This window comes from Oceanobacter sp. ABM4_470 (genome assembly GCF_056158645.1).
On sequence record NZ_JBSWTR010000001.1, the window covers coordinates 1,585,396 to 1,609,902 of the forward strand.

Below are 24,507 nucleotides of genomic sequence, written 5' to 3' on the forward strand. Positions count from 1 at the left end.
TCTTATTTCGGTCAGATAGCCTGACGGATACGTTCAAACCGCTTGGCCAGCCCCTCGTCGTTGGCCAGCGCCGTCACAATTGCCACCGACGGTATGCCCGTCGATACAACATCCGTGATGTTATCTTCCGTGATACCGCCAATGCAGGTTAACGGGAAGTCGCTGTTTTCGGCACACCACTTCGATAACTGCTCCAAACCCAATGGCGGGTATTTCAGTTTTTTCGACAACGGCGGAAATACCGGTCCAAAAGCAATGTAAGAGGGCTTGATGGCTCTGGCTCGAGCAATTTCCCATTCGGTATGGGTACTCACCCCCAAACACAAACCGGCTTGCGCCAAGGCCGTCAGATCCGCTGTGCACAAGTCCTCCTGACCCAAATGCACTCCCCAGGCCTCCAGTTCCAGCGCCAATGACCAGTCGTCATTGATGTAGAGCGGCACACCAGCCTCCCGGCACAGCGCAATGGCTTCGGCGGTTTCCTCTCGGTAATTCACTGATTGGTGTTTTACTCGCCACTGCAAGGTATCCACACCAAGGGTCAGCAGACGTTTTAGCCATTCCAGATTGTCGACCAAACCATAAAGCCCCAAAGGCTTATCCAGTAGCGGAAATACCAGTGGCATGGCCGACAGATCGACGCCGTCATCAAGTGGGTAAAGGGAATCGACAGCGCCAGTTCCGGCAGCAGTGTCCTGGTTGACCGAAGCCAAAGCCGGAGCCAATACAGAAACCGAAACCCGATGGTCGGCCGCTGACTGCTGTGCCGCAGCGAAACAATTGTGATACCCGCTGTTTCTTTCCGACGCAGCCTCCAGGCATTGCAAAGCGTATTCGCTGGCTTTCAAAATGGCATCGTAAAGACGGTTACCAGATGCCAGCCCTGCGGCCAGCGCCGCAGCAAAGTGGCAGCCAGTGCCATGAGCCTGGTGCATTACTCGCTCGCTCAGCAGCTGAAACGCTGGCATACCGATTTGCTCGGGAGCCTGCTCTTCGGGTATGAAGCCCTGCTCTTCAGATACAGCACGGTGAAATACATCGGTGACCACCTGCAATGGGTGTTCGTTTAGCGAACTATCGCCCCCCGTAATGATGACGGTCGAAGGCCCCAATTCAGAAAGCGCTCGGGCCATCTGTTGGCAGCTCGGCTTATTCTCCGATGGATCAACAACGTCGCCTTCTGAGCAACCTGACATTCCCAAAAGCAAGCGCGCCTCAGCATTGTTGGGAGTAATCACATCGACGCAGGCAAGCAAAGCACGATAGCGCTCCAAGTCGGCTGAGAGCATCGCAGATTTCTTGCTCTCGGGTTCACAATAAGAGTCAGGCGACACGTCCGTGGCACTGATCACCGGGTCCCAGATAACCGGGCATGGTGCCTGATCGAGGGCATCCGCCAGCCACTGCCATAGATCGTCATCATTTGGCAGCCAACCTACCCGTATTGCCGCTGGCCAGCCGTCAGCCTTCAGTGCCTGCCATTGAGCCTGCACCTGCGATAACGGCAAGGCAAACCCTTGCTGAAAGCCCGCGGAGTTCTGAGCAGTAATGGCTGTTACCACACACTGAACCTGAACGCACCATTGGTTGCACACCGCAATATCGGCCTGCATACCCGCACCTGCGGCGCTGTCGGAAGCGGTGATGGACCACACCACCGGGCGTTTAACCGGGCCAGATTTACTTAGACCCTGGCTGCTTAGACCGGGGCTGTTTAGACCGTGACTTTCGGCCTCAAGAATGATCATAGAAATCCTACCAAGATTTACCCGGCGCATAGTCCGGTATTCACTACTGGTGCCAGAACGGCATTCCCAGCGTTGGCGTAGAAGCGCTGGCCTGTTCTCGCTCTACCATAGTGCCAGCCCGCCAGGCCTGACGACCGCCCGTTACGGCGTTGCGAAATGCCCCGGCCATGGCCACCGGGTCCAACGCCTTGGCCACGGCGGTGTTCATCAACACAGCGTCGAAACCCATTTCCATCGCTTGCATAGCTTGTGACGGTTTACCGATGCCTGCATCAATCACGATCACCGCATCGGGCAAACGCTCCCTCAGCATGCGCAGCCCGTGGGGGTTTTGCAGTCCACGGCCAGTCCCAATAGGGGCCGCCCAGGGCATCACCGCCTTGCAGCCAACATCCAGCAGTTTCTGACACAGCACCAGATCTTCAGTGCAATATGGCAGCACTTTAAAGCCCTGCTGAACCAGTGTTTCTGCGGCCGAGAGTAACTCAAAGGCATTGGGTTGCAGGCTGTAATCATCTCCGATGACTTCCAGCTTGATCCAGTCTGTTGCGAACAACTGACGGGCCATATTCGCCATCAGAATGGCTTCACTGGCACTGTGGCACCCCGCCGTATTGGGAAGCAGTAGCGAACCACTCTGCTTCAGCCATTGGTCGATCAACTGCCAGTGTCCGTTGTCCTCTACTTGTCGGGCCGTCTGGCGACGCACAGACACAGTTACAAACCCCGGGCCTGCCGCTTGCAGTGACTGCCCCATGATATCGGGGGACGGATACATCGATGTGCCCAGCCATAAACGGCCGGGAATGGTTTCCCCGCCGATCACCAAAGCGTCTTGTTCGGTTGAATCAGCCACCGGTAATTGCTCCTACAACGTCGATCTTGCAATCTGCTTTTACCACCGAATCTGACCAGTCCACGGCAGCGACGATGCACTGGTCCAGCGCTACGATAAAGCGTCCTGCCGCCTGTTTGTCGCCAGCCGGGTTTTCATCCAGATACCCTTCTGACACCAGGACATCCACCAGCGTCAATGGCGACTGCGACGAACGGATTTCGCCGTTGATCCAATAATTGAATGAATCACTCATGCCACTACCTCCTGTGAAGGCAGCTCATGATCAGTCAGGCTCATGCCCTTGCCGCCTTGAGGGACGCCCGTTAGACCCAAGGGTAAATCGAACTCGTGCTGCAACCGCGACAGCATGGCAGGCGCCAGCAAATAGCCGTGGCGGAACAGCCCGTTGATTGCCAGGCCCTGCGGAATAGTGCGAATTTCCGGCTTGTGCGATGGCAGTGCCGGACGCACGTTAGCCGTCATTTCCAGAATCCGGGCTTCCGCCAGCCCCGGCGACAGGGCATACAAGGCGCTAAGCATTTCCAGCGCCGAACGCACACTCACCGGCGAACGGTCGTCTGACTCGATTTCGGTCGCTCCAAGAATGTATTTGCCGCCCTCCTTGGGCACCAAATACAAGTGATAACGTGGATGCAGCAGCCGCACCGGGCGACCGATATGCACGTCCGGCGCTTCGATCCAGACCACTTCTCCGCGAACACCGCGAACCCGGCCATCAGACTGACGAGCACCGGTGCCGCGACAATCCAGCCAGCGCCCGGCTGGCTGCTCTGTGCCATTCACCGTTGCCGAAAGCCCTACAAACTCAACCTGAGCCTGATAGTGCAACTCGCCACCCAAAGCGCGAATTTGCTGCTTAAGCAACGCCAGCAAACGGCGATTTTCCAGATGCGATTCATTTGGTAGCCAGAAGCCTTGCTGAAAGTGTTCAGCCAACGCCGGTTCCATTTGCCGCAAGCGCGAGCCACTCAGTAACTGCACATCGTCCTTGCTGTCGGCAAGTATGCCCGCCCGCTGCATATGGGCCTGAAAATCCTGCAGTTCAGATTGGTCAGCGGGATGCGCTACCAGCAAGCTTCCGCCCTGCCCTAACCGTATTTTCTCGGCAGATTGCTGTTCGAGGTCAGCCAATAACGTCGGCCAGAGCTTGAGTGAGGCACAGCCCATTTCAAACAGGCCGTCGGCACACACCGGCAATTCGGCCCACGGTGCAATCATGGCTGCGGCGGTGTGCGCAGCGGCTTTCGGGCTGTCTTCGTCAGAAGAGTCATACACACAGACCTTGTAGCCCTGTGACGCCAGTCGCCAGCCCAGCAGCAGGCCCAGGAGGCCTGCCCCGGCGATGGCAAAATCCGGCTGAGTGATGCCCTGTTGAACCAGCTCCCGTTGAGATTGAGCGGATGAATTATTCATCCGCAATGGCCTCTGCCGGGTGATAGATTTCACTACCAAGCTCACGGAACTGTTCAGACATTTGCGCCATGCCCTGCTCCCGCTCCGTCAGGCCTTGCTCTTCGGCCAAGCGCTCTCTCTCCTTCTCTTTCGCGGCTTCAGCATCACGCACTTCCTGCGAGATTTTCATAGAGCAGAACTTCGGCCCACACATGGAGCAGAAGTGGGCCACCTTATGGCCCTCTTTCGGCAAGGTTTCGTCGTGGTAGGCACGGGCGGTTTCCGGGTCAATAGCCAGGTTGAACTGGTCCTGCCAGCGAAATTCAAAACGCGCCTTCGACATGGCGTCGTCGTGCAGCTGCGCACCCGGGTGGCCTTTGGCCAAATCCGCCGCATGAGCCGCAATCCGATAGGCAATCAGGCCCTGCTTCACGTCTTCCTTGTTCGGCAAGCCCAGGTGTTCTTTTGGCGTGACGTAGCACAGCATGGCACAGCCATACCAGCCGATCATGGCGGCACCGATACCAGAGGTGAAGTGGTCGTAACCCGGAGCAATATCGGTTGTCAGAGGGCCAAGGGTATAGAACGGCGCTTCGTGACAGTGCTTCAGCTGCTCGTCCATGTTCTCCTTGATCATGTGCATCGGCACGTGGCCAGGGCCTTCGATGAAAGTTTGCACGTCGTGCTTCCAGGCAATTTTGGTCAGCTCACCCAGGGTACGCAGTTCGGCAAACTGGGCTTCATCGTTAGCGTCGGCAATCGAGCCCGGACGCAGGCCATCGCCCAGCGAGAAGCACACGTCGTAGGCCTTCATGATCTCGCAGATTTCCTCGAAGTGCTGGTAGAGGAAGCTTTCCTTGTGATGCGACAAACACCATTTGGCCATGATGGAGCCGCCACGGCTAACAATGCCGGTGACGCGCTTGGCGGTCAGCGGAATGTGGTGCAAGCGCACACCGGCGTGAATGGTGAAGTAATCAACGCCCTGCTCGGCCTGTTCAATCAGGGTGTCGCGGAACAGCTCCCAGGTCAGGTCTTCGGCAATGCCACCACACTTTTCCAATGCCTGATAGAGCGGCACGGTGCCAATCGGCACTGGCGAATTGCGCAGAATCCATTCGCGGGTTTCGTGAATATTACGACCGGTAGACAAGTCCATCACGGTGTCCGCGCCCCAGTGGGTCGACCACACCAGTTTTTCAACTTCTTCGGCAATCGAGGAAGTCAGCGCCGAGTTACCAATGTTGGCGTTCACCTTGGTGCGGAAGTTACGGCCAATAATCATCGGCTCGCTTTCCGGGTGGTTGATGTTGTTCGGAATCACAGCACGACCACGAGCCACTTCGTCACGGACAAATTCCGGCGTGATGATTTTGGGAATGTTCGCGCCCCAGCTTTGGCCCGGATGCTGGCTCGCCAGCGCCTCGTCCATTTGCGCCTCGGCCAGTCCGAGGTTTTCACGAATGGCGATGTATTCCATCTCGGGCGTGATGATGCCCTGACGGGCGTAGTGCAGCTGGGTCACGTTTTTGCCAGCCTTGGCCTTGCGAGGGTGACGCTCAACCTTCATGCGCCAGTCTTCAAAACGCAGATCATTTTCTCGAGCCTGACTGAAGGCCGACGATGGCTGCTCCAGCACATCGGTGTCATCCCGTGCTTCAATCCAATGCTGTCGGAGGGCTGGCAAACCTTTGGTCAAATCCGGCGTAAAATCCGGGTCGGAATAAGGGCCAGAGGTGTCGTACACACGCACAGGCGGGTTGTATTCGGTTTCTGCGGTTTCCGGGTCCGGGCCCAGCAGCGTTGGAGACAGTTCAATTTCACGCACGCCTACCTTGACGGTTTCGTGGGCACTTGCCATCGCCAGATACAACTTGCTGGATGCAGGGTAGCTCAAACGCTCCATTTCCGACTTGGTCAGCGGCGATGGCATGGCATTTTTCGACGTGTGTTGGCGATTATTGTTTTGTGACGGTGTTTCGGCAGAAGCCATACTTGATTCCTCTCTTCAAACGGTTGAAAGGATCAGGCAGGCAGCGATTCAGAAAGAAAGCGGGATTGGCAGCGAGGCTGGAGTGCCTGTCGGCGCGAGCCGATGCTGACCATCATCCGAAGCCGGAGCGAACGCCCCGACAAATCGTCTCTGTTTCCTACGCTGGCACTAACCAGATCAGGTTCAACGGGACCCGCTATTGCGATCTCAGCCTCTTGTTCGAGGCACCCCGACAGAATGTTTTTTTATGCTAGGGGATAAATTCGCCCAGGGCAATAGCCTATTTTTGAACTGCCAACTAATAACTTTTAGGCAACAGTAGTCCCGTAATCAAGCTCAAAATCAAACGGCAGTACGGTTCAAGAACGCTTAAAAAAATCGAATAATTGAACCGCTTGTGTGGACGCCAGAACGCTGAAAATCAACCCAGAGAATGGCTACTTCAGTCGCCACTTTGCAGCAGAAAATGCGCTCTGGCAGTCGCGATTGGACTGTCGCGTCGGGTTTGCCAGGCCGTGATCGCCACATTGGCTACCCGATTGCCCTGACGCCATACCTGACACTCAGCCCAGGTATCGCGATCTTTGCCCGCTCGTATATAATCCAACGAAAAATCAATCACCTTCGGCATGGTAACGGGCTGATTTTTTATCAAAAGTTGCAGCGCCGCCGCCAATTCCATAAAGCCACCGATCACTCCGCCATGAATGGCGGGCAGCAATGGGTTACCAATATTTTCCGGGTTGCGAGGCAGATGAAACAGCAGCTCATCGCCAACGCCCTGTACTTTCATACCAATGGTTCTGGAGTACGGAATGGCATCAGCCAACTTCTGGAAGTCGTTGTCTTGCTGCACCTGTTGCACCAACTCGGCCATGGATACACGTGTCATACGTTACCTCCTTGTTGATCCAATTTGGGCGTTGGCGATTGCGCACTGGCGAGGGTTTCCCGAGCCTGAGCCACCAAGTGGTCGATATGCACATCGATTCGCATAAACGATGCAGTTGCTTTAGCCACCAGCAGGCCATCGCCACTCTGTTTCACTTCGCAATCAACAAATACGACGTTGTCTGTTACACGAGTCACCCGCGCCTCAGCCAGCAGATCGTGGCCTGCCTGGGCAGAACGCATGTAGTCGACTCGTAAATCCAGTGTTGGACAGAGTTCATAACCCGGCAGCGCATTAAACACTGCGCCGCCGCAACAGGTATCCATCAAGGTGGTCAGGCAGCCACCATGCACAACACCGGTATCCGGGTTGCCAATAATGGCATCGCTGTAGGGCAAACGCAGGGAAGCGAAATCCGGCTCAGCGGCTTCAACGGTGATGCCCAGTTTGCGGCAGTGCGGCAACACACCAACAAACTGCTGACTGGCCCAAAAGCGCTCTTCAGGGGTTTTCTGACTGTTCTTATTATTTCCCATAAATACACACGAATAGCTTATTAATGAGTACCAGGCACAATACGCCTGCGATGTTATCGGCGCAAGCGCTTAACTCCCTGCTCAACAACGCTCCCCGCTCACCGTTCAGAGCAACCGCGTGATTCGTCAACCATACGTTACGTCAGACAGCCGGGTAAGGACCCCTGAATAACTCTGCACTGCTCTCGGCTCTGGCTTCCTGCTTCGCCCTACCTCCTGCATCCATGCAGTCGTGCGCGAGTCCTGCAGGTTGTCATTGGCTCTTTACAACACCCCCGCGGCGAATGCAGCGAAATGGCTAGACCTTTCCAAATCGGGCCGCGCAGGTTCGCCAACACCGTTCTGGCGGGCTGCAGGCCGCGCCCGAAGGGGATGGCAGGGCATTGCTGACTCTGTGTCGCTGATTTTTGACTTGATCCGTCAGACCTGCAAATCAGCTTCGTGATTCAGCGTCGCCCTGTCATCCAGAGCGGGCACCGAGTAATTCAGAGGGTCCTTGAGTTTGCAAAATTGGCTTGGCCAGCTACTACTTAAGGTACTACCTATGACCTGATCCAGACGAAAAACCTATGGCAACCAACATACTCATTTGCGATGACTCCAGCTTTGCCCGCAAGCAGATGGCCAGAGCGATCCCGACGGGCTGGGACGTTGAGGTGCATTTTGCGACAGATGGCGTGGAAGGCGTCCAGGCCATCCGCGAAGGCAGAGGCGAAGTGGTGTTTCTGGATTTGACCATGCCCAACATGGATGGCTACGGCGTACTCGAGACCATTCGCAAGGAAGACCTCCCAGCCATGGTGATCGTGGTCTCTGGTGACATCCAGCCAGACGCACAGGAGCGTGTGATGGGACTTGGCGCAATGGCGTTTGTTAAGAAGCCGATTGATGCTGCCAAGGCAGAAGCGGTACTCACCGAATACGGCATTATGACCCGGGCCTGATATGACGACTCCTCCTATTGTCACACTCAGCGACGACCAGCGAGATTGCTACCAGGAGCTGACCAACGTTGCCATGGGCCAGGCGGCTGATCGCCTTGCCCGCTTGCTGGACAGCTATGTTGTCCTTCCGATCCCGAAAGTAAACCTGATTGAAATCAGCGATTTACGCATGGCCATTGAAGGGGCTCAGGAAGAAGATGCGGTATCGGCCGTTTGTCAGGGCTTTATTGGCTCCGGTATCGCTGGTGAAGCCTTGATGCTGTTCAACGACACCAGCTTTACCGACCTCGCTCGTCTCACCAACTACCCCGGCGAGCTAACGCATCAGGCGCAGCTGGAAATTTTGATGGACGTCAGCTCCCTGTTAATAGGAGCCTGTATTCAGGGCATTGGTGAGCAGCTGGAAATTCATTTTAACCAGGGCCACCCGGTGGTGCTGGGGCAGCACTGCAACGTCAATGACATTCTGAACGTCAGCAATCAAAAATGGCGGCGTACGTTGGCCATCGAAATTCACTACACCATGGAAGCGGTGAATGTTGACTGCGACCTGTTGCTGCTGTTCACCGAAGACTCCGTACTGCGACTTAACCACGTAATCGACTTCTTGCTGGATTAACTATGACGAATCCCAACATTGATCTGGGCGACATCCATTGGTTGATGGATATTCTTCAGAATATCGACGTTGGCCTGGTGGTTCTCGACAAGGAATACAACATCCAGCTTTGGAATGGCTTTATGGACAGCCACAGTGGCATCAGTCCGCAAAATGCCAAGGGCGAGAATCTGTTTACACTGTTTCCCGACATCCCGGAAGCCTGGTTCCGCAAGAAAGCCGAGCCCGTGTTTCAGCTGAAAACGCGCACCTTCACGATCTGGGAACAGCGCCCTTACCTGTTCCATTTCAAGAATTATCGCCCCATTACCGGTCGCGCCACCTTCATGTACCAGAACACCGCAATCATTCCTCTGGAGTCGATTGACCGTCAGATCCATCACATTTGCGTCATCATCTATGACGTTACCGACGCGGCACTGGGCAAGGAAGAAGCCCACAAGCTGGGCGTTGAAATCAACAAGCTGACTCGGGTTGACCCGGAGACCGGGCTGATGACCACGGATGCCTGGCACGAAGAAATCAGCCGCGAACTGGCGCGAGTGCACCGCTCAGAAATGCCAAGCTGCATCGCCCTGCTCGATCATTCCCAGCTGGCGATTGATGCCGACGCCATGAAAAAAGCCTATGCCCTATTGGCAAGATCATTGCGCCAGACCGATCTGGCCTGTGTGCCTCAGTCGGGTCAGGTCGCTGTTTTGCTGCCCGCCAGCGACGAAGGGGATGTACGCTTTTTTGCTGAACGTATTCGCAAGACCATTGGCCGTCAAATCCCCGAATTCCGTGACCATACCCGCATTGGCATCGCCCGGGCGCTGGACACCTTCAACAACGCCAATGAATGGCTGCAAGCGGCCGATGCCGCCTGCACTGCCGCAGCCACTACCGACGACCAACTTCAGATTCATACCCCTGATAACTAAGCTGCGCAGAGTTATTCAGTCAGTCCCTGGAACCCCAAGTCTCATAACTGAAAGCCTTCATTCATGCCGCTGTCACAGCGGCAAACTAACGTCGATGTTTTGATTCAGGATGAGAAAAACATGAGCTGGTGGAAAGAAGGCGTTATTTATCAGATATATCCACGCAGCTTTCAGGACTCCAATGCCGATGGCATCGGTGACATCCGCGGTATCATTCAACGATTGGATTACCTCAACGACGGCAGTCCGTCCTCGCTGGGGGTGAGCGCCATCTGGCTTTGCCCTGTTTACCCGTCACCACAAGCGGATTTCGGCTACGACGTTGCCGACTATCTCAACATCGATCCTTGCTACGGCACCCTTGCCGACCTTGATGCACTCATTGAAGCCGCCCACAGCCGCAATATCCGCGTCATTATGGATATGGTGCTGAACCACACCTCCGAACAGCACCCTTGGTTTCAGCAAAGCCTGCTTGGCGATCAGGGCGACAAGCAGGACTGGTACATCTGGCATGAGGGCCGTCAACGCCCTACCAACTGGGAATCCTGCTTTGGCGGTTCGGGCTGGAACTGGAGTGAACAGCGTCAGGCCTGGTACTACCATTCGTTCTTGCCCCAACAACCGGACCTTAACTGGCGCAATCCAGCGGTGGTAGATGCCGTCAGAAACGTGTTGGAATTCTGGATGGAGCGCGGCATCGACGGCTTCCGGCTCGACGTGGTGAATTATTACTTCAAGGATCAACAACTGCGCAACAACCCGGTCGACTGGTTCAAAATTGCACGCCCCTACGACAGACAGCGCCACCTGCACGACAAGGACCAGCCAGAAATGCACGAAGCGCTGCAAGCCATGCGGCAATGGGTGGAGCAATACCCTGAACGCATTCTGATCGGCGAGGTGTTTACCGGCGACGAAGACAATTGCCAACTGGCGGCCAGCTATTGTGGCCGTGATGACCAACTGCATCTGGCATTTAATCTGGAGTTCTTGCATTGTCGATTTGACGCCAGCGCCTTTAAACGTGCCATCAAACGCTGGAACGAGGCACTGGGCAAACACAACTGGCCTTGCTACACCCTTAGCAATCACGATGTAAAACGACACATCAGCCGCTACGCCGCCAGTGAACGCACGCCGTGGCGCGCGCGCCTGCTTGCGGCCATGTTGCTCACCCTGCGCGGCACGCCGGTGTTGTATTACGGCGAGGAAATCGGCATGCCCGAGCAGCGCGTGCCCCGCAAACAGCTGCAAGACCCGGTTGGCCTGCACTACTGGCCACTGTTCCCCGGCCGCGATGGTTGCCGTCGACCGATGATGTGGTCAAAGCCAAACAGCTTTACCTCAGCAACCACAAGCTGGCTGCCAGACGACGCCGAAAGCGAACACACGGTCGTCAATCAGGAATACAACCCGGGCAGTTTACTGAACTGGTATCGCACCCTGATTTGGCTGCGGCATCAATACCCCGCCCTCAGTAAGGGCAGCATAAAACTGCTGGAAAGCCACCCGGATATTCTTGCCTGGGAGCGCTGCCACAACGACCAACGTATTCTGGTGCTGCTGAACTTCAGCAATCGCTATGTTGAGGTCAACATCCATCGACAGATTCTCGACAACTTGTTGGCCAATAGCTACGACGACATTCGAACGCCCGAAGGCAATCTCAGCCTTCAGCCGCTGCAAGCACTGGTGGTGTGTTTGCCAGACGATTTTCCCCAGCGGGCGGTGATTTAATACTGAAACCCAGGGACCCTCTGAATAACTCTGCGCAGCTCTGTCATCCAGAGCGGGCACCGAGTTATTCAGAGGGTCCCCAGGAAGGAATGCGCACCCGCCACCCTGCGTTCAACACGGTAAGGCAGCGGGCGCAATAAGAGGACAGCGATCAGGCGAACAGCTGGTCGCGGAAAGAATGAGACGGGTAAATGCCAAAGATACGGATATCACGGGCAAAGTAAGCCAGTTCGTTCAACGCCAACTGCATCGCAGGGTCTTGCGGGTGGCCCTGAATATCCACATGAAACAAGCTCGCTTCCATGCTGCTGCCGTCGACATAGCTTTCCAATCGCAGCAAGTTCAGGCCGTTAGTGGCGAAGCCGCCCAGCGCCTTGTACAGCGCCGCTGGAATGTTCCGAACGGTAAACAGCAAACTGGTGATGTAAACCACATCCGGTTCACGCTCTTCGTGTTGATGATCACGGGCAAACACCAGAAAACGGGTGGTATTGCCCATCACATCCTGAAAGTTGTCGTGCACCACCTCCAGGCCGTACAAATCCGCTGCCAATGAAGAAGCAATCGCGGCACGACTGCGGTTATCACCGGCGGCCAGGTTCTGTGCTTCCTGCGCCGTATCCATGGTGGCAATGGCTTTCATACCCAGGTTCACAATACGCTGATGACACTGGGCCAGCGCCTGCGGATGCGACGCCACTTCTTCAATGTCCATCAACTTCACGCCCGGTAGTGCGAGCAAACAGTGATTGACCGGCTCAAAATGCTCGGCAATGGCAAACAAATGCGTGCGCGGAATGATGCGATAGATTTCCTCAACCCGACCAGCAGTCGAGTTCTCCAGCGGAATCATGGCGCGTTCCACCTGCCCACTGGTTACCAGCTCAAGCGTTGACTGAAAGTCTTCACACGGCACCGATTCCCAATCGGGAAACACCCGACTACAAGCCAAATGGGAATAGGCACCCGCTGTTCCTTGATAAGCCACCCGGCGAGCCATTGTTTACTCCTGAATTTCACGGTAACTGCCCTGTTTTGGGGTTTCGGGATTGGCTTCAAGGTCGAATGACGACATATAAATGACAAAACAAACCCAAACCGCACCAAAACGGCGCATTATTTTCATTTTAGGTGCGCATTATGCACCAGACTTCTATCAAAACCGATGCTCACAACAAAACAGTAGCGCCATCTGAACAGAGGCCTCCTGTCGATTTGGCCAGAATGGCAAGCATCTGGCACGCTAACTGCTTTGTTTACAAAGGATATTCCGTAAAACGCCAACGGTCACTGAGCCGCTGACCATACTGCAATGTGGTGCTGTCAGAAGCCCACGTTCAATGCCCAAGCTCAAAGCCCACACCATACCGAATGTGGTACGGCCTTGAACATTGGCAGTTGGCATCTAAACGCGCTAAACAGTGACACCAAAGTACGAATTTGGGCCAGAGCCCCACTTCTGAATAGCTCCGCACCTCTCAATGAGGCCGTGGGTTATCAAAAGGGTGCTGGCCACCTACAACAGGAGAGCGTAGGCATGAACGATAGCAGTGTAAGCAGTATCTGGCCGACCAGTCACGCGCTGGAACCGGCGACTCTGGCCACACTGTCCGCCAATCGCAGTGCTTTGAACGACCTTCCTGCGCCGTGGTTGCAGCAACTTGATGACGTCTGGTTGCCCGTCGCTTGCTGGGTCGCACAGCAGAAACTTGCGCTTGGTGGCGTGCCAGTCTTTGGTGTGCACGGTGGTCAGGGCTCGGGAAAGTCGACCCTCAGCCTGGCGCTGTCGAAACTCCTTAAAGCCGCACTGGGCTGGAATACCGTCATTGTCTCGATCGACGACCTCTATCTTCCCCATGTCGATCGCCAGCAATTGTCTACCGATATACACCCGTTACTGGCAACCCGAGGCGTGCCGGGAACCCATGACGCCGCACTGGGCATGAAGATATTCCAGCAGTTGAAGCAACTGGAACCCGGCGCCAGCATGATGATTCCAGCCTTTGACAAAGCCTCGGACGACCGCCTGCCGGAATCCCAATGGCACCACTGCCATGGCCCCGTGGATCTGATTTTGTTTGAAGGCTGGTGCGTCGGCTGCACACCGGAATCGGCACAGCAGCTGGACCAACCGATCAACGAGCTGGAGTCCAGCGAAGATGCCAACGGCCAATGGCGTCAGTGGGTTAATCAACAACTGAGCGGCCAATACGCTGAATGGTTTGCCATGCTGGACCGGCTGATTATGCTGAAAGTACCAGGGATGAATTCGGTGCTGGAGTGGCGCGGTCAGCAAGAAGTGGAGAATCGCCGCAACGCCAAGGGCGAAGCTGATCGCAGCTTCGACCAGGCCGGCCTGGTCCGCTTTATTCAGCACTACCAACGGTTAACAGAAAATGCCCTGCGAGAGCTACCCGCAGCCGCCGACCTTGTGCTAGAGCTTAATAGTGCCCACGCGGTTCATACCATCCGTTGATTCACGCAGAACAGACAGAATTCAGCCAGAGAGGAAACACCATGACCACACAAGCCTTCGCAAACAGCAAACCCGCGATTTCCCTTGTTGTAATGACCGACCTCGACGGCACCCTGCTGGACCACTACAACTACAGTACCCGTGCAGCCCAACCGGCGTTGAAACAACTGAAAGCACTGGGCGTGCCGGTACTGTTCAATACCAGTAAAACCTGCGAAGAAGTGGCGGGATTACGTCACGACCTCGACAACCTTGATCCATTCGTGTGCGAAAACGGCAGTGTGATTCACATTCCGAAAGCCGATGGCGAGGGCTACAACAGCGAAATTCTCGGCACCAGTTACGTCGACATCCTCAAAGTACTCAGCCAACTGCGTAAGGAAGGCTTCAAATTCCGTGGCTTCAACGACATGCCCGCCTCTGAAGTAGCGGCGCTGACCGGCTTATCACAGGAAAGCGCCTGGATGTCGAAGCAACGCGTCGCCTCTGAGCCACTGATCTGGAATGACACCGAGCTGGCCCTGACAGCCTTCCGTAGCCAACTGGAACAGGCAGGCCTGCAACTGACCCAGGGCGGCCGTTTCTATCACGTGATGGGCCGCGCCGACAAAGCCACCGGACTGGCCTTTGCACGAGACTTCTATCAACACTTGTGGGAACAACCGGTGAAGATTGCAGCACTCGGCGATGGTGAAAACGACCGCGCCATGCTCGAAGCCGCCGACTTCCCGATTGTCATTCCCGGCGAAAAACAAATCCTTGAATTATCCAACCCGGCTACCGTGACAGCCCCTTCCAAGGGCCCGGCTGGCTGGAACCATTGCATGCTGGAATTGCTTGAACAACTACAACAAGGAGCCTGAACATGGCCGACTTTTACCAGAATGGTACGATCACCACCCTGCATAATCTGGTGGACCGTCCACTGGAAGACATGGAAAAAGAGCTGCTGAGTTTTTCCCGTACTCGCCCCATGTCACTGGTATTGCCTGCCCTCTATTCAGAATTTGAGGGCCCAGCCATGGGCAACATCATCAATGAACTGGCCGAAGTGCCCTATTTGAACGAAATTGTGTTGGGCCTGGATCGCGCCACCGAAGCAGAGTACCAACACGTCCGTGATGAACTGAGCCGCCTGCCGCAACATCACCGCATTCTCTGGAACGACGGCCCTCGGCTGAAAAAAATCGATGCCATGTTGCAGGAAAAAGGTCTGGCACCGCGTGAAATGGGCAAAGGCCGCAACGTCTGGTACTGCTACGGCTACGTTTTGGCATCTGGACGTGCGGAATCCGTTGCCCTGCACGACTGCGACATCGTCACCTATGACCGCAGTCTGCTGGCACGACTGATTTACCCGGTTGCTAACCCGGGCTTTAACTACGAGTTTGCCAAGGGCTATTACACCCGCATTGCCGACGGCAAAATGAATGGCCGGGTCAGTCGCTTGCTGGTGACACCTATGATCCGGGCGCTGAAAAAAGTGCTTGGCCACAAGGAGTATCTGGACTTCCTCGACAGCTTCCGTTACCCCCTGTCCGGTGAATTCTCGATGCGCGTGGACGTACTGAACGACCTGCGCATCCCGAGCGACTGGGGTCTGGAAGTGGGCGTCCTGTCGGAGATGAATCGCAACTACAGCACCAACCGTTTGTGCCAGGTTGATATTTGCGACAACTACGATCACAAGCACCAGCCACTGTCTGCCGAAGATGCCGCCGCCGGCCTGTCGAAGATGAGTACCGACATCTGCAAGGCTATTTTCCGCAAGCTGGCAACTCAGGGTGAAGTGTTTACCAATGAAACCTTCCGTACCATCAAGGCGACCTACTTCCGCGTGGCGCTGGATTTTGTGGAAACCTACTACAACGATGCCCGTATGAACGGCCTGGTGTTGGATCGCCATAAGGAAGAAGCGGCGGTTGAGCTGTTTGCAGAAAACATCATGCGCGCCGGTGAACATTTCCTGGAAAACCCGATGGAAACGCCATTTATCCCAAGTTGGAACCGGGTGATCTCGGCCGTGCCGGATATTTTGGACCGCATCTACGAAGCGGTTGAAGAAGACAACGCCTGAGGCTGTGTGCTCTTAACCAAAACAAAAAACCGATTCATTGCTGAATCGGTTTTTTTATTGCTCTCTAAAGGTTTGTTTTAGAGGAAGGCTTGTTTTAGATAAAGCTCACTTTAGCTAGGGACCCTCTGAATAACTCGGTGCCATCCCCTTCGGGCGCGGCCTTCAGCTCGCCGGAACGGCGTTGGCGAACCTGCGCGGCCCGATTTGGAAAGGTCTAGCCATTCCGCCGCATTCGCCGCGGAGTTGTAGAGAGCCAATGACAACCTGCAGGACTCGCGCACGACTGCATGGATGCAGGAGGTAGGGCGAAGCAGGAAGCCAGAGCCGAGAGCTGTGCTGAGTTATTCAGAGGGTCCCTAGAGGCTTACTTCGGATAAGTACTCAACCACATGGTTTGGTATGGCGCCAACGACAGGGCATCACACTGCTGCACGGTATCCGTCAGCAAGTCGGTCATGTCTTTCACCAGGAACCCCAGCGCCGCCAGCGGCAGCTCCAATTGACGATCTGTGACGTTGCAGATGGCGTAGATCACCTGCCCTTTATCCTCACTGGTGCGTTTCAGAATGAACACGTCCGAATTGATTTTGATAACCTGCTGACGAGCGGAAGGATGAAATGCCGGCTGACGACGGCGAATGGCGATCATCTCGCGCAGTCGGTCAAACACTTCGCGCTGTGGCGAACCCGGCTTGCTCAACAGCTCATCCAGCTCCGGTTTATTCCAGATACGGCGGTTGATTGAACGGGTACGGCCGGTCTGTTCAACGTGAGCCAGATCATTAGGGCTGGCCGTCAAACTGTGAATATAAACCGCTGGAATCCCCTGCATAGCCAACATGATGGCCTGCGAGCACAGGAAACGATCAACCTGAAAATGGTCAGGTCCACGACGGGTTCCCATACAGGCATCAAACAACGCGATATTGATCTCATACGGGCTTTGGCTGCCGTCCGAGTTGGCTTTCATACTGACGAAGCCACCGAACTTGTGCATGCAATCAATCAGCTCCTGCACCTCGCGCTCCGGCAAGATTCCCTCTACCGGGCGTACGCCAATGCCGTCATGGGAGGCGGTAAAGTTCAGATAGGTACAGTCCTTTGGCAACGGCGGAATGCTGAGCACCCAATCCGACAAGAAGTCTGCCTTGCCGCGATTCAACGCATGCAGCACCAACGGCGGCAAGCCAAACTGGTACACCATGTGAGCCTCATCCGAATTACCAAAATAGCTCAGGTTTTCTGCCACCGGCACGTTGGTTTCGGTAATCAGTACCACCTCCGGCGCAACGGCGTCGGTGATATCCCGCATCAGCTTCACAAACTCATGGGTTTCGTCCAGATGAATGCAGTTGGTGCCAATTTGCTTCCACAGATAGGCGATGGCGTCCAAACGAATAAAGCGTGAACCCTGCTCAATGTAGAACAGCACAATCGCCATCATTTCCAGCAACACCTTGGGGTTGCCGTAATTAAGGTCGATCTGGTCTTCGCTGAATGTCGCCCACACGTGACGCACCCCACGGTGGGTGTGCACTGGCGTCAGCAGCGGCGTATTGCGCGGACGGGTAACCAGGCTGAGATCCTGCGACGGGTCCGCCTCAATAAAGAAGTCGCTGTAAGGCTCGACATTGGCAACGTAATCCGAGAACCACAGGCTCTCGCGCGAGCAATGGTTCACCACCAGATCGGCCATCAGATCGAATTTTTCAGCGATGTGTGCAACATCCTCCCAGCTACCCCACTCCGGGTGTACCTGACGGTAGTCGATAACGGAAAAGCCATCGTCCGAGCTGTACGGGAAAAACGGCAGCAAGTGGACCGAGTTCAAGGTATCCGCCAGATGCTCGCGTAAGAAATTAGCCAAAGTACGAAATGGCACTTCACCCGGTGCCTGAATGCTATTGCCGTAGGTGATCAGGATGACGTCCTGCTCGTCCCAACGCTGTTTGCGGGGTTCCTTGGCCTGACGGGTTTCCGAGAATTTCTGACACAGCCGGACGAGGTCACAGGCCACGCTCTCTGCCAGGATGTCGTTTTTGTAGATTCGGTTAAGGCGAGCCTGAAGTTTGCTTTTCAGTTCGGTCGACATGAAAAAAAGTCCTGCCCTGGTTGCAAAAAATGGGTAACTGAAGGGGACACTCTATGGAGTCCCTCAAGGAGCCTTTTAAAACCCTCTGCTTTACCCGGTGCCAATTCCGTGCCGGTTCCTGCATACCGACAATGCCGTATGGCGATTCGGGGCTTTTTGTTCAAACGCTGTTCAGTGTCTGATCAGTCTTCTGAAGATTCACTCTGATAACCAAAACCCATTGAGCCCGCAAAGCGAAATCTCGAGGAATTTGGCGCACGTAAACGGGCATCAATCTGCCAAACTACAAGCAATGCACCATAGGAGTGCATAAAGCCACTTATGTCGTTCGGTAAATACTTAACGGCACCTGCGACTGCACCAGTACGGTTCGCACAGGCATCGCCGCTATGTTCTGGCTTTCACTGGCATCGCAGGCTTGCTCGAACACGGCGTTCTTCTCGGCCCCTTCGAAATGCAAAAACAACCGCTGGCATTGGCTCAGCATAGCCCATGTCAGTGTGATTCTCGGGATTTCGATCGAGTGGTCGACCACCGGACAACTCCAGGCACTGGCCGACTCGTTCAAACACTTATCCAGCGCTTTCGAATACGGAAACCACGAAGCCGTGTGTCCGTCAGTGCCCATACCAAGCACAGCAACGTCCAACCGGCTAATTTGCTCATGTAGCCGGTTTTCACATTCCATAAAACCATCAACCGGTGATTCTGCTGCCGTTTTCAGCGGCAGAAAGTAAGCCGCTTCGGCACGGGACTTCAGCAGGTGACGTTTCACCAACGCGGCGTTACTGGCGTCGTTGTGCTCATCAACCCAGCGGTCATCGACCAAAGTAATCAGCACTTTTGACCATTTGATGTCTTGTTCGCTCAGCAACTCAAAGAATCGCTTTGGCGTACTGCCGCCGCTGACCGCCAGACAGGCGCGGCCCTTTTCCTCAATGCGCTCGGCCAACTGGTCCGCCACGGCTTCGGCCAACTGCCTTGCCAGAATTTCACTGGAATCGTATCGGTTGTCGCTCATAGGTTCCTCCGCTGTACTCAGTAACGGACGTCAGCTGTTCTCAACCCACAAACGCCCATCTCTGGCCAGAAGCAAAGTCGATGCCGCCGGGCCATAGCTACCAGAGGTATAGGGCTCCGGACGCAAGTCCACTTCCTGCCAATGGCTGATAATAGGATCAATCCAGCGCCAGGCTTCCATCAACTCGTCATCACGAACAAACAAAGTGGCGTTACCGCACAGCGCATCGAACAGCAATCGTTCGTAGGCTTCAGGGACCCGGGCCTTGCGGTGATTAGCCGGGTTCAGGCTCAGGTTCATCGGCCGCACACTCATACCCGGTCCAACCCGTTTCTCACACAGCATTAACCGAACACCTTCGTCCGGCTGGAGGCGGAACACCAGTTTATTGGCCATGGTGTTCTTGTGCTGGAGCGGAAAAATGGAATGGGGGATTTCCTTGAAGCTGACAACAATTTCGGTCGCACGCTCTGCCATACGTTTGCCCGTACGCAAGTAAAACGGCACGCCGGCCCAGCGCCAGTTATCAATCTCGACCTTGGCCGCCACAAAGGTTTCCGTGTTGCTCTTGTGATGAACACCTGGTTCATCCCGGTATGGCGGCACCGGCGCACCATCCGACACACCGGCATCGTACTGCCCCCGTACCACGTTACGATTAATGGCCTCTCCGACGATTGGCTTCAGGGCCCGCAGCACCTTGACCTTTTCGTCACGAACCGCGTCGGTTTCCAGTTTCGACGGTGGTTCCATGGCAACGATACACAGCAGCTGCAACAGGTGGTTCTGGAACATGTCGCGCATGGCCCCCACTTGCTCGTAAAAACCCGCCCGCTTTTCTACACCAATGGATTCTCCAATGGTGATTTCAATATGGTCGATGTAGTGCTGGTTCCACTGGCTTTCAAACAGAGAGTTGGCAAACCGCAGCACCAGCAGGTTTTGCACGGTTTCTTTGCCCAGATAATGGTCAATACGGTAGATCTGACGCTCTTCAAAGAAACGCGCAACGTCGTTATTAATGGCCAAGGCCGATTCCAGATCGTGGCCGATTGGTTTTTCGAGCACCACTTTGGTGCTTTTCCCGATCAAATTGGCATTGGAAAGCCCCTGACAGATGGGCGTAAACAAATCCGAACCCGTTGCCAGATACACCACCCGGTTGACGTCGTCGTCAGAGAGCATGCTCGCCAGTTCGCCATAACCGTCAACATCACTGGCGTCGAGGGTGGCAGGCGCCAGAAATTCAGAAAAGCCCTGCCATTGGGCTTCTTCCAGGTATTCCGTTGCAACGTGGGTTTTCAGTGCCGCCAGCACAGTATCCAGAAATGCCTGCTGCTCCAGAGGCTGGCGCGTGACACAAAGAATTTTGCCCGCCGGCAGGCGGCCATCGCGATACAGCAAGTACAGGGCTGGCAGCAGCTTACGCTGGGCCAAATCTCCCATACCACCAAAGATGACCAGTTCGTATGGAGCTTCAATCTGCATAATTGTCTCCCGATGATTATTCGTTTGAGCAGCGTTTGGGTGTTCCTTTAAGTATAGAAACCTAATGGTCGATATCTGACAACGAGCCGCAATCAAGTTTGACCAATCTGAACACTTTCAGTGCAACCAGCAGGCTTGGGAAGCCAAATAAAAACATCTCAAGGGACTATTTTTAAATCCTTACAAAACTTGGGCATGACACCTGCATCGTCAAACCTGCATAATCCTTTGCCACACGAAGTGTAAGTTTGTGTTTTCCAAACAGGTACTTTTGGGACATTGCTCATCTGAAGCAACGGATCGTCTCAAAGTTGACACAAATATTGCCTAGTGTTTTGGAAAACAAGTATCGATGACGACAGAAGGATCGACCCCCATGGTTCGTAAATGTTTATTCCCCGTTGCCGGTTACGGCACCCGCTTCCTGCCTGCTACCAAGGCCATGCCAAAAGAAATGCTGCCAGTGGTAAACAAGCCTCTGGTGCAGTACGGCGTTGAAGAAGCCAGCGAAGCTGGTATGAAGTTTATGGGTTTCATCACCGGTCGTGGTAAGCGCGCTATCGCTGACCACTTTGACATCAGCTACGAGCTGGAAAACGAAATTCGCGGTAGCAGTAAGGAAGGCCTGATTCTGCCAATCCGCAAACTGATGGAAGAAAACGACTTCGCGTACACCCGTCAGAATGAAATGAAAGGTCTGGGCCACGCAGTTCAGTGCGGCCAATACCTGATGGGCGATGAGCCATTCGGCATGATTCTGGCCGACGACTTGTGTGTTGCCGACGAAGGCGATATCGGTGTGATGGCACAGATGGCGCAGATTCACGAAAAGTACGGCTGCTCTGTAGTTGCCGTTCAGGAAGTACCTGAAGACAACATTCACAAATACGGCGTGATCGCTGGTGAAGAAATCGAGCCAGGCGTATTCCGTGTTAACAACATGGTTGAAAAACCAGCCAAAGAAGATGCGCCAAGCAACCTGGCCATCATCGGTCGTTACATCCTGACTCCGGACATCTTCGCCAAGATCGAAGAAACCGGCGCAGGCATCAATGGTGAAATCCAGATCACCGACGCTCTGTTGAAGCAAGCTCAGGAAGGCAACGTGATCGCGTACAAATTCCGCGGCCGTCGTTTTGACTGTGGCAGCATCGAAGGCTTCGTAGAAGCCACCAACTACGTTTACGAAAACATCTTCAAGAAAGCGTAAGCGTCGTTTTTGCCCCTGCATCACGCAGGGGCAAAAAAATCTTAAAAAACAACAACTTTAGTGTTGACAGCATAACTCCCCAGCCGTAATATGCGCCCCGTCGTTGAGAGACAGACATTCCCCGATAGCTCAGTCGGTAGAGCAGTAGACTGTTAATCTATTGGTCGCTGGTTCAAGTCCAGCTCGGGGAGCCACTCTTCTTTCAGCAACAGTTCGGGGTATAGCGCAGTCTGGTAGCGCGCCTGGTTTGGGACCAGGATGTCGGGAGTTCGAATCTCTCTACCCCGACCAATTCAATCATCGCCTGATGATTGGTTTGAAGTCACACTTCAAACAACTCGGGGATTTATCTCCAATCTGTTTTTCGGGGTATAGCGCAGTCTGGTAGCGCGCCTGGTTTGGGACCAGGATGTCGGGAGTTCGAATCTCTCTACCCCGACCAACATTTCTTACGGCCGTCCGGTCAAATCTTTCTCGCGTTAGTTTTATTGATCTTCATTTGTGTTTAGAAGTGCCAGTTGTAACAAACCCACCTTCTTAATCGTCTCATTTTGCTATAGCCTGTTTACCAAATTCACTACCTAGCTAGCTGTATTGGTGAACCATGACTCAACTTGCCAAATCTGTTCAATTCCCTGTGCCCTGCCCGGACTGCGACGCCAACACCGCCTTTTCCTTGGCAAAACTGTCCGAACAGCCCAACGTGACCTGCCGCCACTGCAATAAAGCATTTGAGATATCCGACTTTATGAAACGCAGAGTCACAAGAACACTCAGGGACATCGAAGGGTACATTGACACCCCTGCACTACAGGAAGATACGCAAGAAGACGAAAGCAGCTCAGAATTGGAAACAGAGGCCAGAGCCTGATCCTTCCAGCCCAGCCCTGTCAGATAAACGGCATGGCCAAATAACAGACATAAAAAAACCCGCTTTCGCGGGTTTTTTATTGGCTCTGGATTACTTGACGATATCCAGCAGCTCAACTTCGAAGACCAGTGCAGAGTTTGCAGGGATTTTCGGGCTTGGGCTACGAGCACCGTAGGCCAGCTCGGCCGGGATGGTGAACTTGAACTTCTCACCAACCTTCATCAGCTGAACACCTTCAGTCCAACCCGGGATAACGTTACCCAGTGGGAATTCGATTGGCTCGCCACGCTCAACAGAGCTGTCGAATACAGTGCCGTCGATCAAGGTGCCGTGGTAGTGAACCTTAACGGTGTCAGCAGCAGTTGGCTTTGGCGCATCACCTTCAACAGCGGTCAGTACTTCGTACTGCAGGCCGCTATCAGTTACCTGAACGCCGTCTTTCTTGGCGTTCTCAGCCAGGAAGTCTTCGCTGGCTTTGGCGGCTGCGTCGTTCAGAGCTTCTTGCTTACGCATCTGGTCTTCACGGATTTTCTCGAAAGCAGCCTGAATGTCTTCGTCAGATACCTGCTGTTCTGCTTTAGCCAGCGCGTCTTTAATACCTGCTGCAACCGCATCGGCATTCATCTCAACATCTTCCTGAGACAGCTGACGACCAATATTCAAACCAACGCCGTAGCTCGCCTGGTCGATGTGGTTTTCCAATTTCACTTTTTCCTCCTGGCCACAACCGGCCAAAATCAAAGTACCCAACAAGATAACGGGTACGGACTTCATCAAATTCATGCTTGTGTCTCGTCTCAAATATATGAATGCCCTATGGCAACACTACCCCCGAAAGGTTTCATTTGAGAGGCAGCGCGTTCGGCAGGACATCCTACACAATGTAAACGGCCTCTAACAGGCATAATGGCCCGCTTTGGCCCTGCGCTCGCATTCACGCTTGAGATTTGCACACACCTGAAGCTTGGCCGCACCCAAATTTGTTGCCATCTGACACTCGTAATTGCGGTGCCGCAATTCGCGGTCACTCAGTTCACCCAAGTCATTCATTCCCGTGTCGCAGCCAGGCAGCAGCACCAGACTTACCATCCACAAAGAAACCACGTTTAACTTTTTCACAAAGCGCCAACTTGTTACCAGGTTAATGAAATTAGCCAATCCGTTGCATTAAGATCCAAACCCGCAACGAATCTCCACATTCAGAATAGCAGTCGCTGACAATTTTGCTGTGCAGCGCTAACTCATTGAAATAAATCGCAAAAAAAGATTGACAGTCAAAATCGGATTGGCATAATACGCGCCACTTGCCAAGGCAGCCTCACAGCAACGCCAAAGCAAGCGTGAAGTGGCTATGTAGCTCAGCTGGTTAGAGCACAGCATTCATAATGCTGGGGTCGGCAGTTCAAGTCTGCCCATAGCTACCACTTACACGAGGTTCGCCTCACCCTACTTGCTTTGTTAAAGCAGGTAGCCAGTTTCAGGAACACCTTTTACAAGGTATCCGACTGTGGCTATGTAGCTCAGCTGGTTAGAGCACAGCATTCATAATGCTGGGGTCGGCAGTTCAAGTCTGCCCATAGCTACCACTTATATAACCTTGCCTTGGCAGGGTTAAAAAAGCCCGCA

General features: G+C 54.3%; 21 protein-coding genes, 5 tRNA genes and 1 riboswitch. Of the genes, 14 read left to right on the forward strand and 12 right to left on the reverse strand.

Features of this window, described 5'->3' with window-relative positions; all coding sequences use genetic code 11:
* Nucleotides 1-11 precede the first annotated feature (11 nt).
* The 7 genes from thiE to ACXADJ_RS07055 all read right to left on the reverse strand — a co-directional run bounded on the left by thiE (nt 12) and on the right by ACXADJ_RS07055 (nt 7,420).
* Entirely contained in the window at nt 12-1,748 is a 1,737-nt protein-coding gene (gene thiE, locus ACXADJ_RS07025; protein WP_475064274.1) for a thiamine phosphate synthase, read from the reverse strand.
* A 43-nt stretch (nt 1,749-1,791) separates the two neighbouring features.
* Nucleotides 1,792-2,604, reverse strand: a complete 813-nt coding sequence (locus tag ACXADJ_RS07030) for a thiazole synthase (RefSeq protein ID WP_475064275.1) — start codon at nt 2,602-2,604, stop codon at nt 1,792-1,794.
* Nucleotides 2,597-2,839: a sulfur carrier protein ThiS gene (gene thiS / locus ACXADJ_RS07035; protein WP_475064276.1), complete on the reverse strand. Its 243-nt coding sequence runs from the start codon at nt 2,837-2,839 to the stop codon at nt 2,597-2,599. The genes ACXADJ_RS07030 and thiS overlap by 8 nt, the downstream gene beginning before the upstream one ends.
* Nucleotides 2,836-4,020, reverse strand: a complete 1,185-nt coding sequence (locus ACXADJ_RS07040; RefSeq protein WP_475064277.1) for an FAD-dependent oxidoreductase — start codon at nt 4,018-4,020, stop codon at nt 2,836-2,838. Before ACXADJ_RS07040 ends, thiS begins: the two co-directional genes overlap by 4 nt.
* Complete coding sequence (thiC, locus tag ACXADJ_RS07045) at nt 4,013-5,932, reverse strand: phosphomethylpyrimidine synthase ThiC (RefSeq protein ID WP_475068151.1); 1,920 nt, start codon at nt 5,930-5,932, stop codon at nt 4,013-4,015. The genes ACXADJ_RS07040 and thiC overlap by 8 nt, the downstream gene beginning before the upstream one ends.
* Before the next feature lie 197 nt (nt 5,933-6,129).
* Nucleotides 6,130-6,234: riboswitch (TPP riboswitch) on the reverse strand.
* Between the two features lie 200 nt (nt 6,235-6,434).
* Complete coding sequence (locus ACXADJ_RS07050) at nt 6,435-6,884, reverse strand: PaaI family thioesterase (RefSeq protein ID WP_475064278.1); 450 nt, start codon at nt 6,882-6,884, stop codon at nt 6,435-6,437.
* Nucleotides 6,881-7,420: a PaaI family thioesterase gene (locus ACXADJ_RS07055; RefSeq protein WP_475064279.1), complete on the reverse strand. Its 540-nt coding sequence runs from the start codon at nt 7,418-7,420 to the stop codon at nt 6,881-6,883. Before ACXADJ_RS07055 ends, ACXADJ_RS07050 begins: the two co-directional genes overlap by 4 nt.
* A gap of 569 nt (nt 7,421-7,989) precedes the next feature.
* On the opposite strand from ACXADJ_RS07055, the gene ACXADJ_RS07060 reads away from it, so the two are divergent.
* The 4 genes from ACXADJ_RS07060 to ACXADJ_RS07075 all read left to right on the forward strand — a co-directional run bounded on the left by ACXADJ_RS07060 (nt 7,990) and on the right by ACXADJ_RS07075 (nt 11,646).
* Entirely contained in the window at nt 7,990-8,364 is a 375-nt protein-coding gene (locus ACXADJ_RS07060) for a response regulator (protein WP_028292920.1), read from the forward strand.
* A 1-nt stretch (nt 8,365) separates the two neighbouring features.
* Nucleotides 8,366-8,983 carry a hypothetical protein gene (locus ACXADJ_RS07065; RefSeq protein ID WP_036534841.1) on the forward strand — a complete coding sequence of 206 codons (618 nt, stop codon included), beginning with the start codon at nt 8,366-8,368 and terminating at the stop codon, nt 8,981-8,983.
* Between the two features lie 2 nt (nt 8,984-8,985).
* On the forward strand, nt 8,986-9,906 hold the full coding sequence (locus tag ACXADJ_RS07070) for a GGDEF domain-containing protein (RefSeq protein ID WP_475064280.1): 921 nt from the start codon (nt 8,986-8,988) through the stop codon (nt 9,904-9,906).
* Nucleotides 9,907-10,026: 120 nt separating this feature from the next.
* Nucleotides 10,027-11,646 (forward strand): alpha-amylase family glycosyl hydrolase, encoded by a 1,620-nt coding sequence (locus ACXADJ_RS07075; protein WP_475064281.1) that lies wholly within the window; start codon nt 10,027-10,029, stop codon nt 11,644-11,646.
* A 151-nt stretch (nt 11,647-11,797) separates the two neighbouring features.
* On the opposite strand, the gene ACXADJ_RS07080 is transcribed toward ACXADJ_RS07075, so the two are convergent.
* Nucleotides 11,798-12,646: a prephenate dehydratase gene (locus ACXADJ_RS07080; RefSeq protein ID WP_028292923.1), complete on the reverse strand. Its 849-nt coding sequence runs from the start codon at nt 12,644-12,646 to the stop codon at nt 11,798-11,800.
* Between the two features lie 537 nt (nt 12,647-13,183).
* Here ACXADJ_RS07080 and ACXADJ_RS07085 point away from each other — a divergent pair.
* Genes ACXADJ_RS07085 through ACXADJ_RS07095 form a run of 3 tightly spaced genes read left to right on the forward strand, consistent with a single transcriptional unit; the run spans nt 13,184 to nt 16,199 of the window.
* Entirely contained in the window at nt 13,184-14,122 is a 939-nt protein-coding gene (locus ACXADJ_RS07085) for a hypothetical protein (protein ID WP_475064282.1), read from the forward strand.
* Nucleotides 14,123-14,163: 41 nt separating this feature from the next.
* Nucleotides 14,164-14,985 (forward strand): HAD-IIB family hydrolase, encoded by an 822-nt coding sequence (locus ACXADJ_RS07090; protein ID WP_475064283.1) that lies wholly within the window; start codon nt 14,164-14,166, stop codon nt 14,983-14,985.
* Between the two features lie 2 nt (nt 14,986-14,987).
* Nucleotides 14,988-16,199: a glycosyltransferase family protein gene (locus ACXADJ_RS07095; RefSeq protein ID WP_475064284.1), complete on the forward strand. Its 1,212-nt coding sequence runs from the start codon at nt 14,988-14,990 to the stop codon at nt 16,197-16,199.
* A 364-nt stretch (nt 16,200-16,563) separates the two neighbouring features.
* Here the strand turns inward: ACXADJ_RS07095 and ACXADJ_RS07100 are convergent, their stop codons facing one another.
* The 3 genes from ACXADJ_RS07100 to zwf form a co-directional block, all read right to left on the reverse strand.
* Nucleotides 16,564-18,291, reverse strand: coding sequence for a sugar phosphorylase (locus tag ACXADJ_RS07100; RefSeq protein WP_475064285.1), 1,728 nt, complete (start codon nt 18,289-18,291; stop codon nt 16,564-16,566).
* Nucleotides 18,292-18,610: 319 nt separating this feature from the next.
* On the reverse strand, nt 18,611-19,312 hold the full coding sequence (pgl, locus tag ACXADJ_RS07105) for a 6-phosphogluconolactonase (RefSeq protein ID WP_475064286.1): 702 nt from the start codon (nt 19,310-19,312) through the stop codon (nt 18,611-18,613).
* Between the two features lie 30 nt (nt 19,313-19,342).
* Entirely contained in the window at nt 19,343-20,800 is a 1,458-nt protein-coding gene (gene zwf, locus ACXADJ_RS07110; protein WP_475064287.1) for a glucose-6-phosphate dehydrogenase, read from the reverse strand.
* Between the two features lie 376 nt (nt 20,801-21,176).
* Between zwf and galU the strand changes: the two genes are divergently transcribed.
* The 5 genes from galU (at nt 21,177) to ACXADJ_RS07135 (ending at nt 22,881) form a co-directional block, all read left to right on the forward strand.
* Entirely contained in the window at nt 21,177-22,010 is an 834-nt protein-coding gene (gene galU / locus ACXADJ_RS07115; protein WP_028292929.1) for a UTP--glucose-1-phosphate uridylyltransferase GalU, read from the forward strand.
* A 118-nt stretch (nt 22,011-22,128) separates the two neighbouring features.
* A tRNA-Asn gene (locus tag ACXADJ_RS07120) sits at nt 22,129-22,204 on the forward strand.
* A 20-nt stretch (nt 22,205-22,224) separates the two neighbouring features.
* Nucleotides 22,225-22,301, forward strand: a tRNA-Pro gene (locus tag ACXADJ_RS07125).
* Between the two features lie 74 nt (nt 22,302-22,375).
* Nucleotides 22,376-22,452 (forward strand) — tRNA-Pro (locus ACXADJ_RS07130).
* Nucleotides 22,453-22,614: 162 nt separating this feature from the next.
* Nucleotides 22,615-22,881, forward strand: a complete 267-nt coding sequence (locus ACXADJ_RS07135; protein ID WP_475064288.1) for a hypothetical protein — start codon at nt 22,615-22,617, stop codon at nt 22,879-22,881.
* Nucleotides 22,882-22,971: 90 nt separating this feature from the next.
* On the opposite strand, the gene ACXADJ_RS07140 is transcribed toward ACXADJ_RS07135, so the two are convergent.
* A complete protein-coding gene (locus ACXADJ_RS07140; protein ID WP_028292930.1) occupies nt 22,972-23,664 on the reverse strand; it encodes an FKBP-type peptidyl-prolyl cis-trans isomerase in 693 nt (230 codons plus the stop codon).
* A 564-nt stretch (nt 23,665-24,228) separates the two neighbouring features.
* On the opposite strand from ACXADJ_RS07140, the gene ACXADJ_RS07145 reads away from it, so the two are divergent.
* Both ACXADJ_RS07145 and ACXADJ_RS07150 read left to right on the forward strand, forming a co-directional pair.
* Nucleotides 24,229-24,305 (forward strand) — tRNA-Met (locus ACXADJ_RS07145).
* Nucleotides 24,306-24,390: 85 nt separating this feature from the next.
* Nucleotides 24,391-24,467 (forward strand) — tRNA-Met (locus ACXADJ_RS07150).
* Nucleotides 24,468-24,507: the final 40 nt, after the last annotated feature.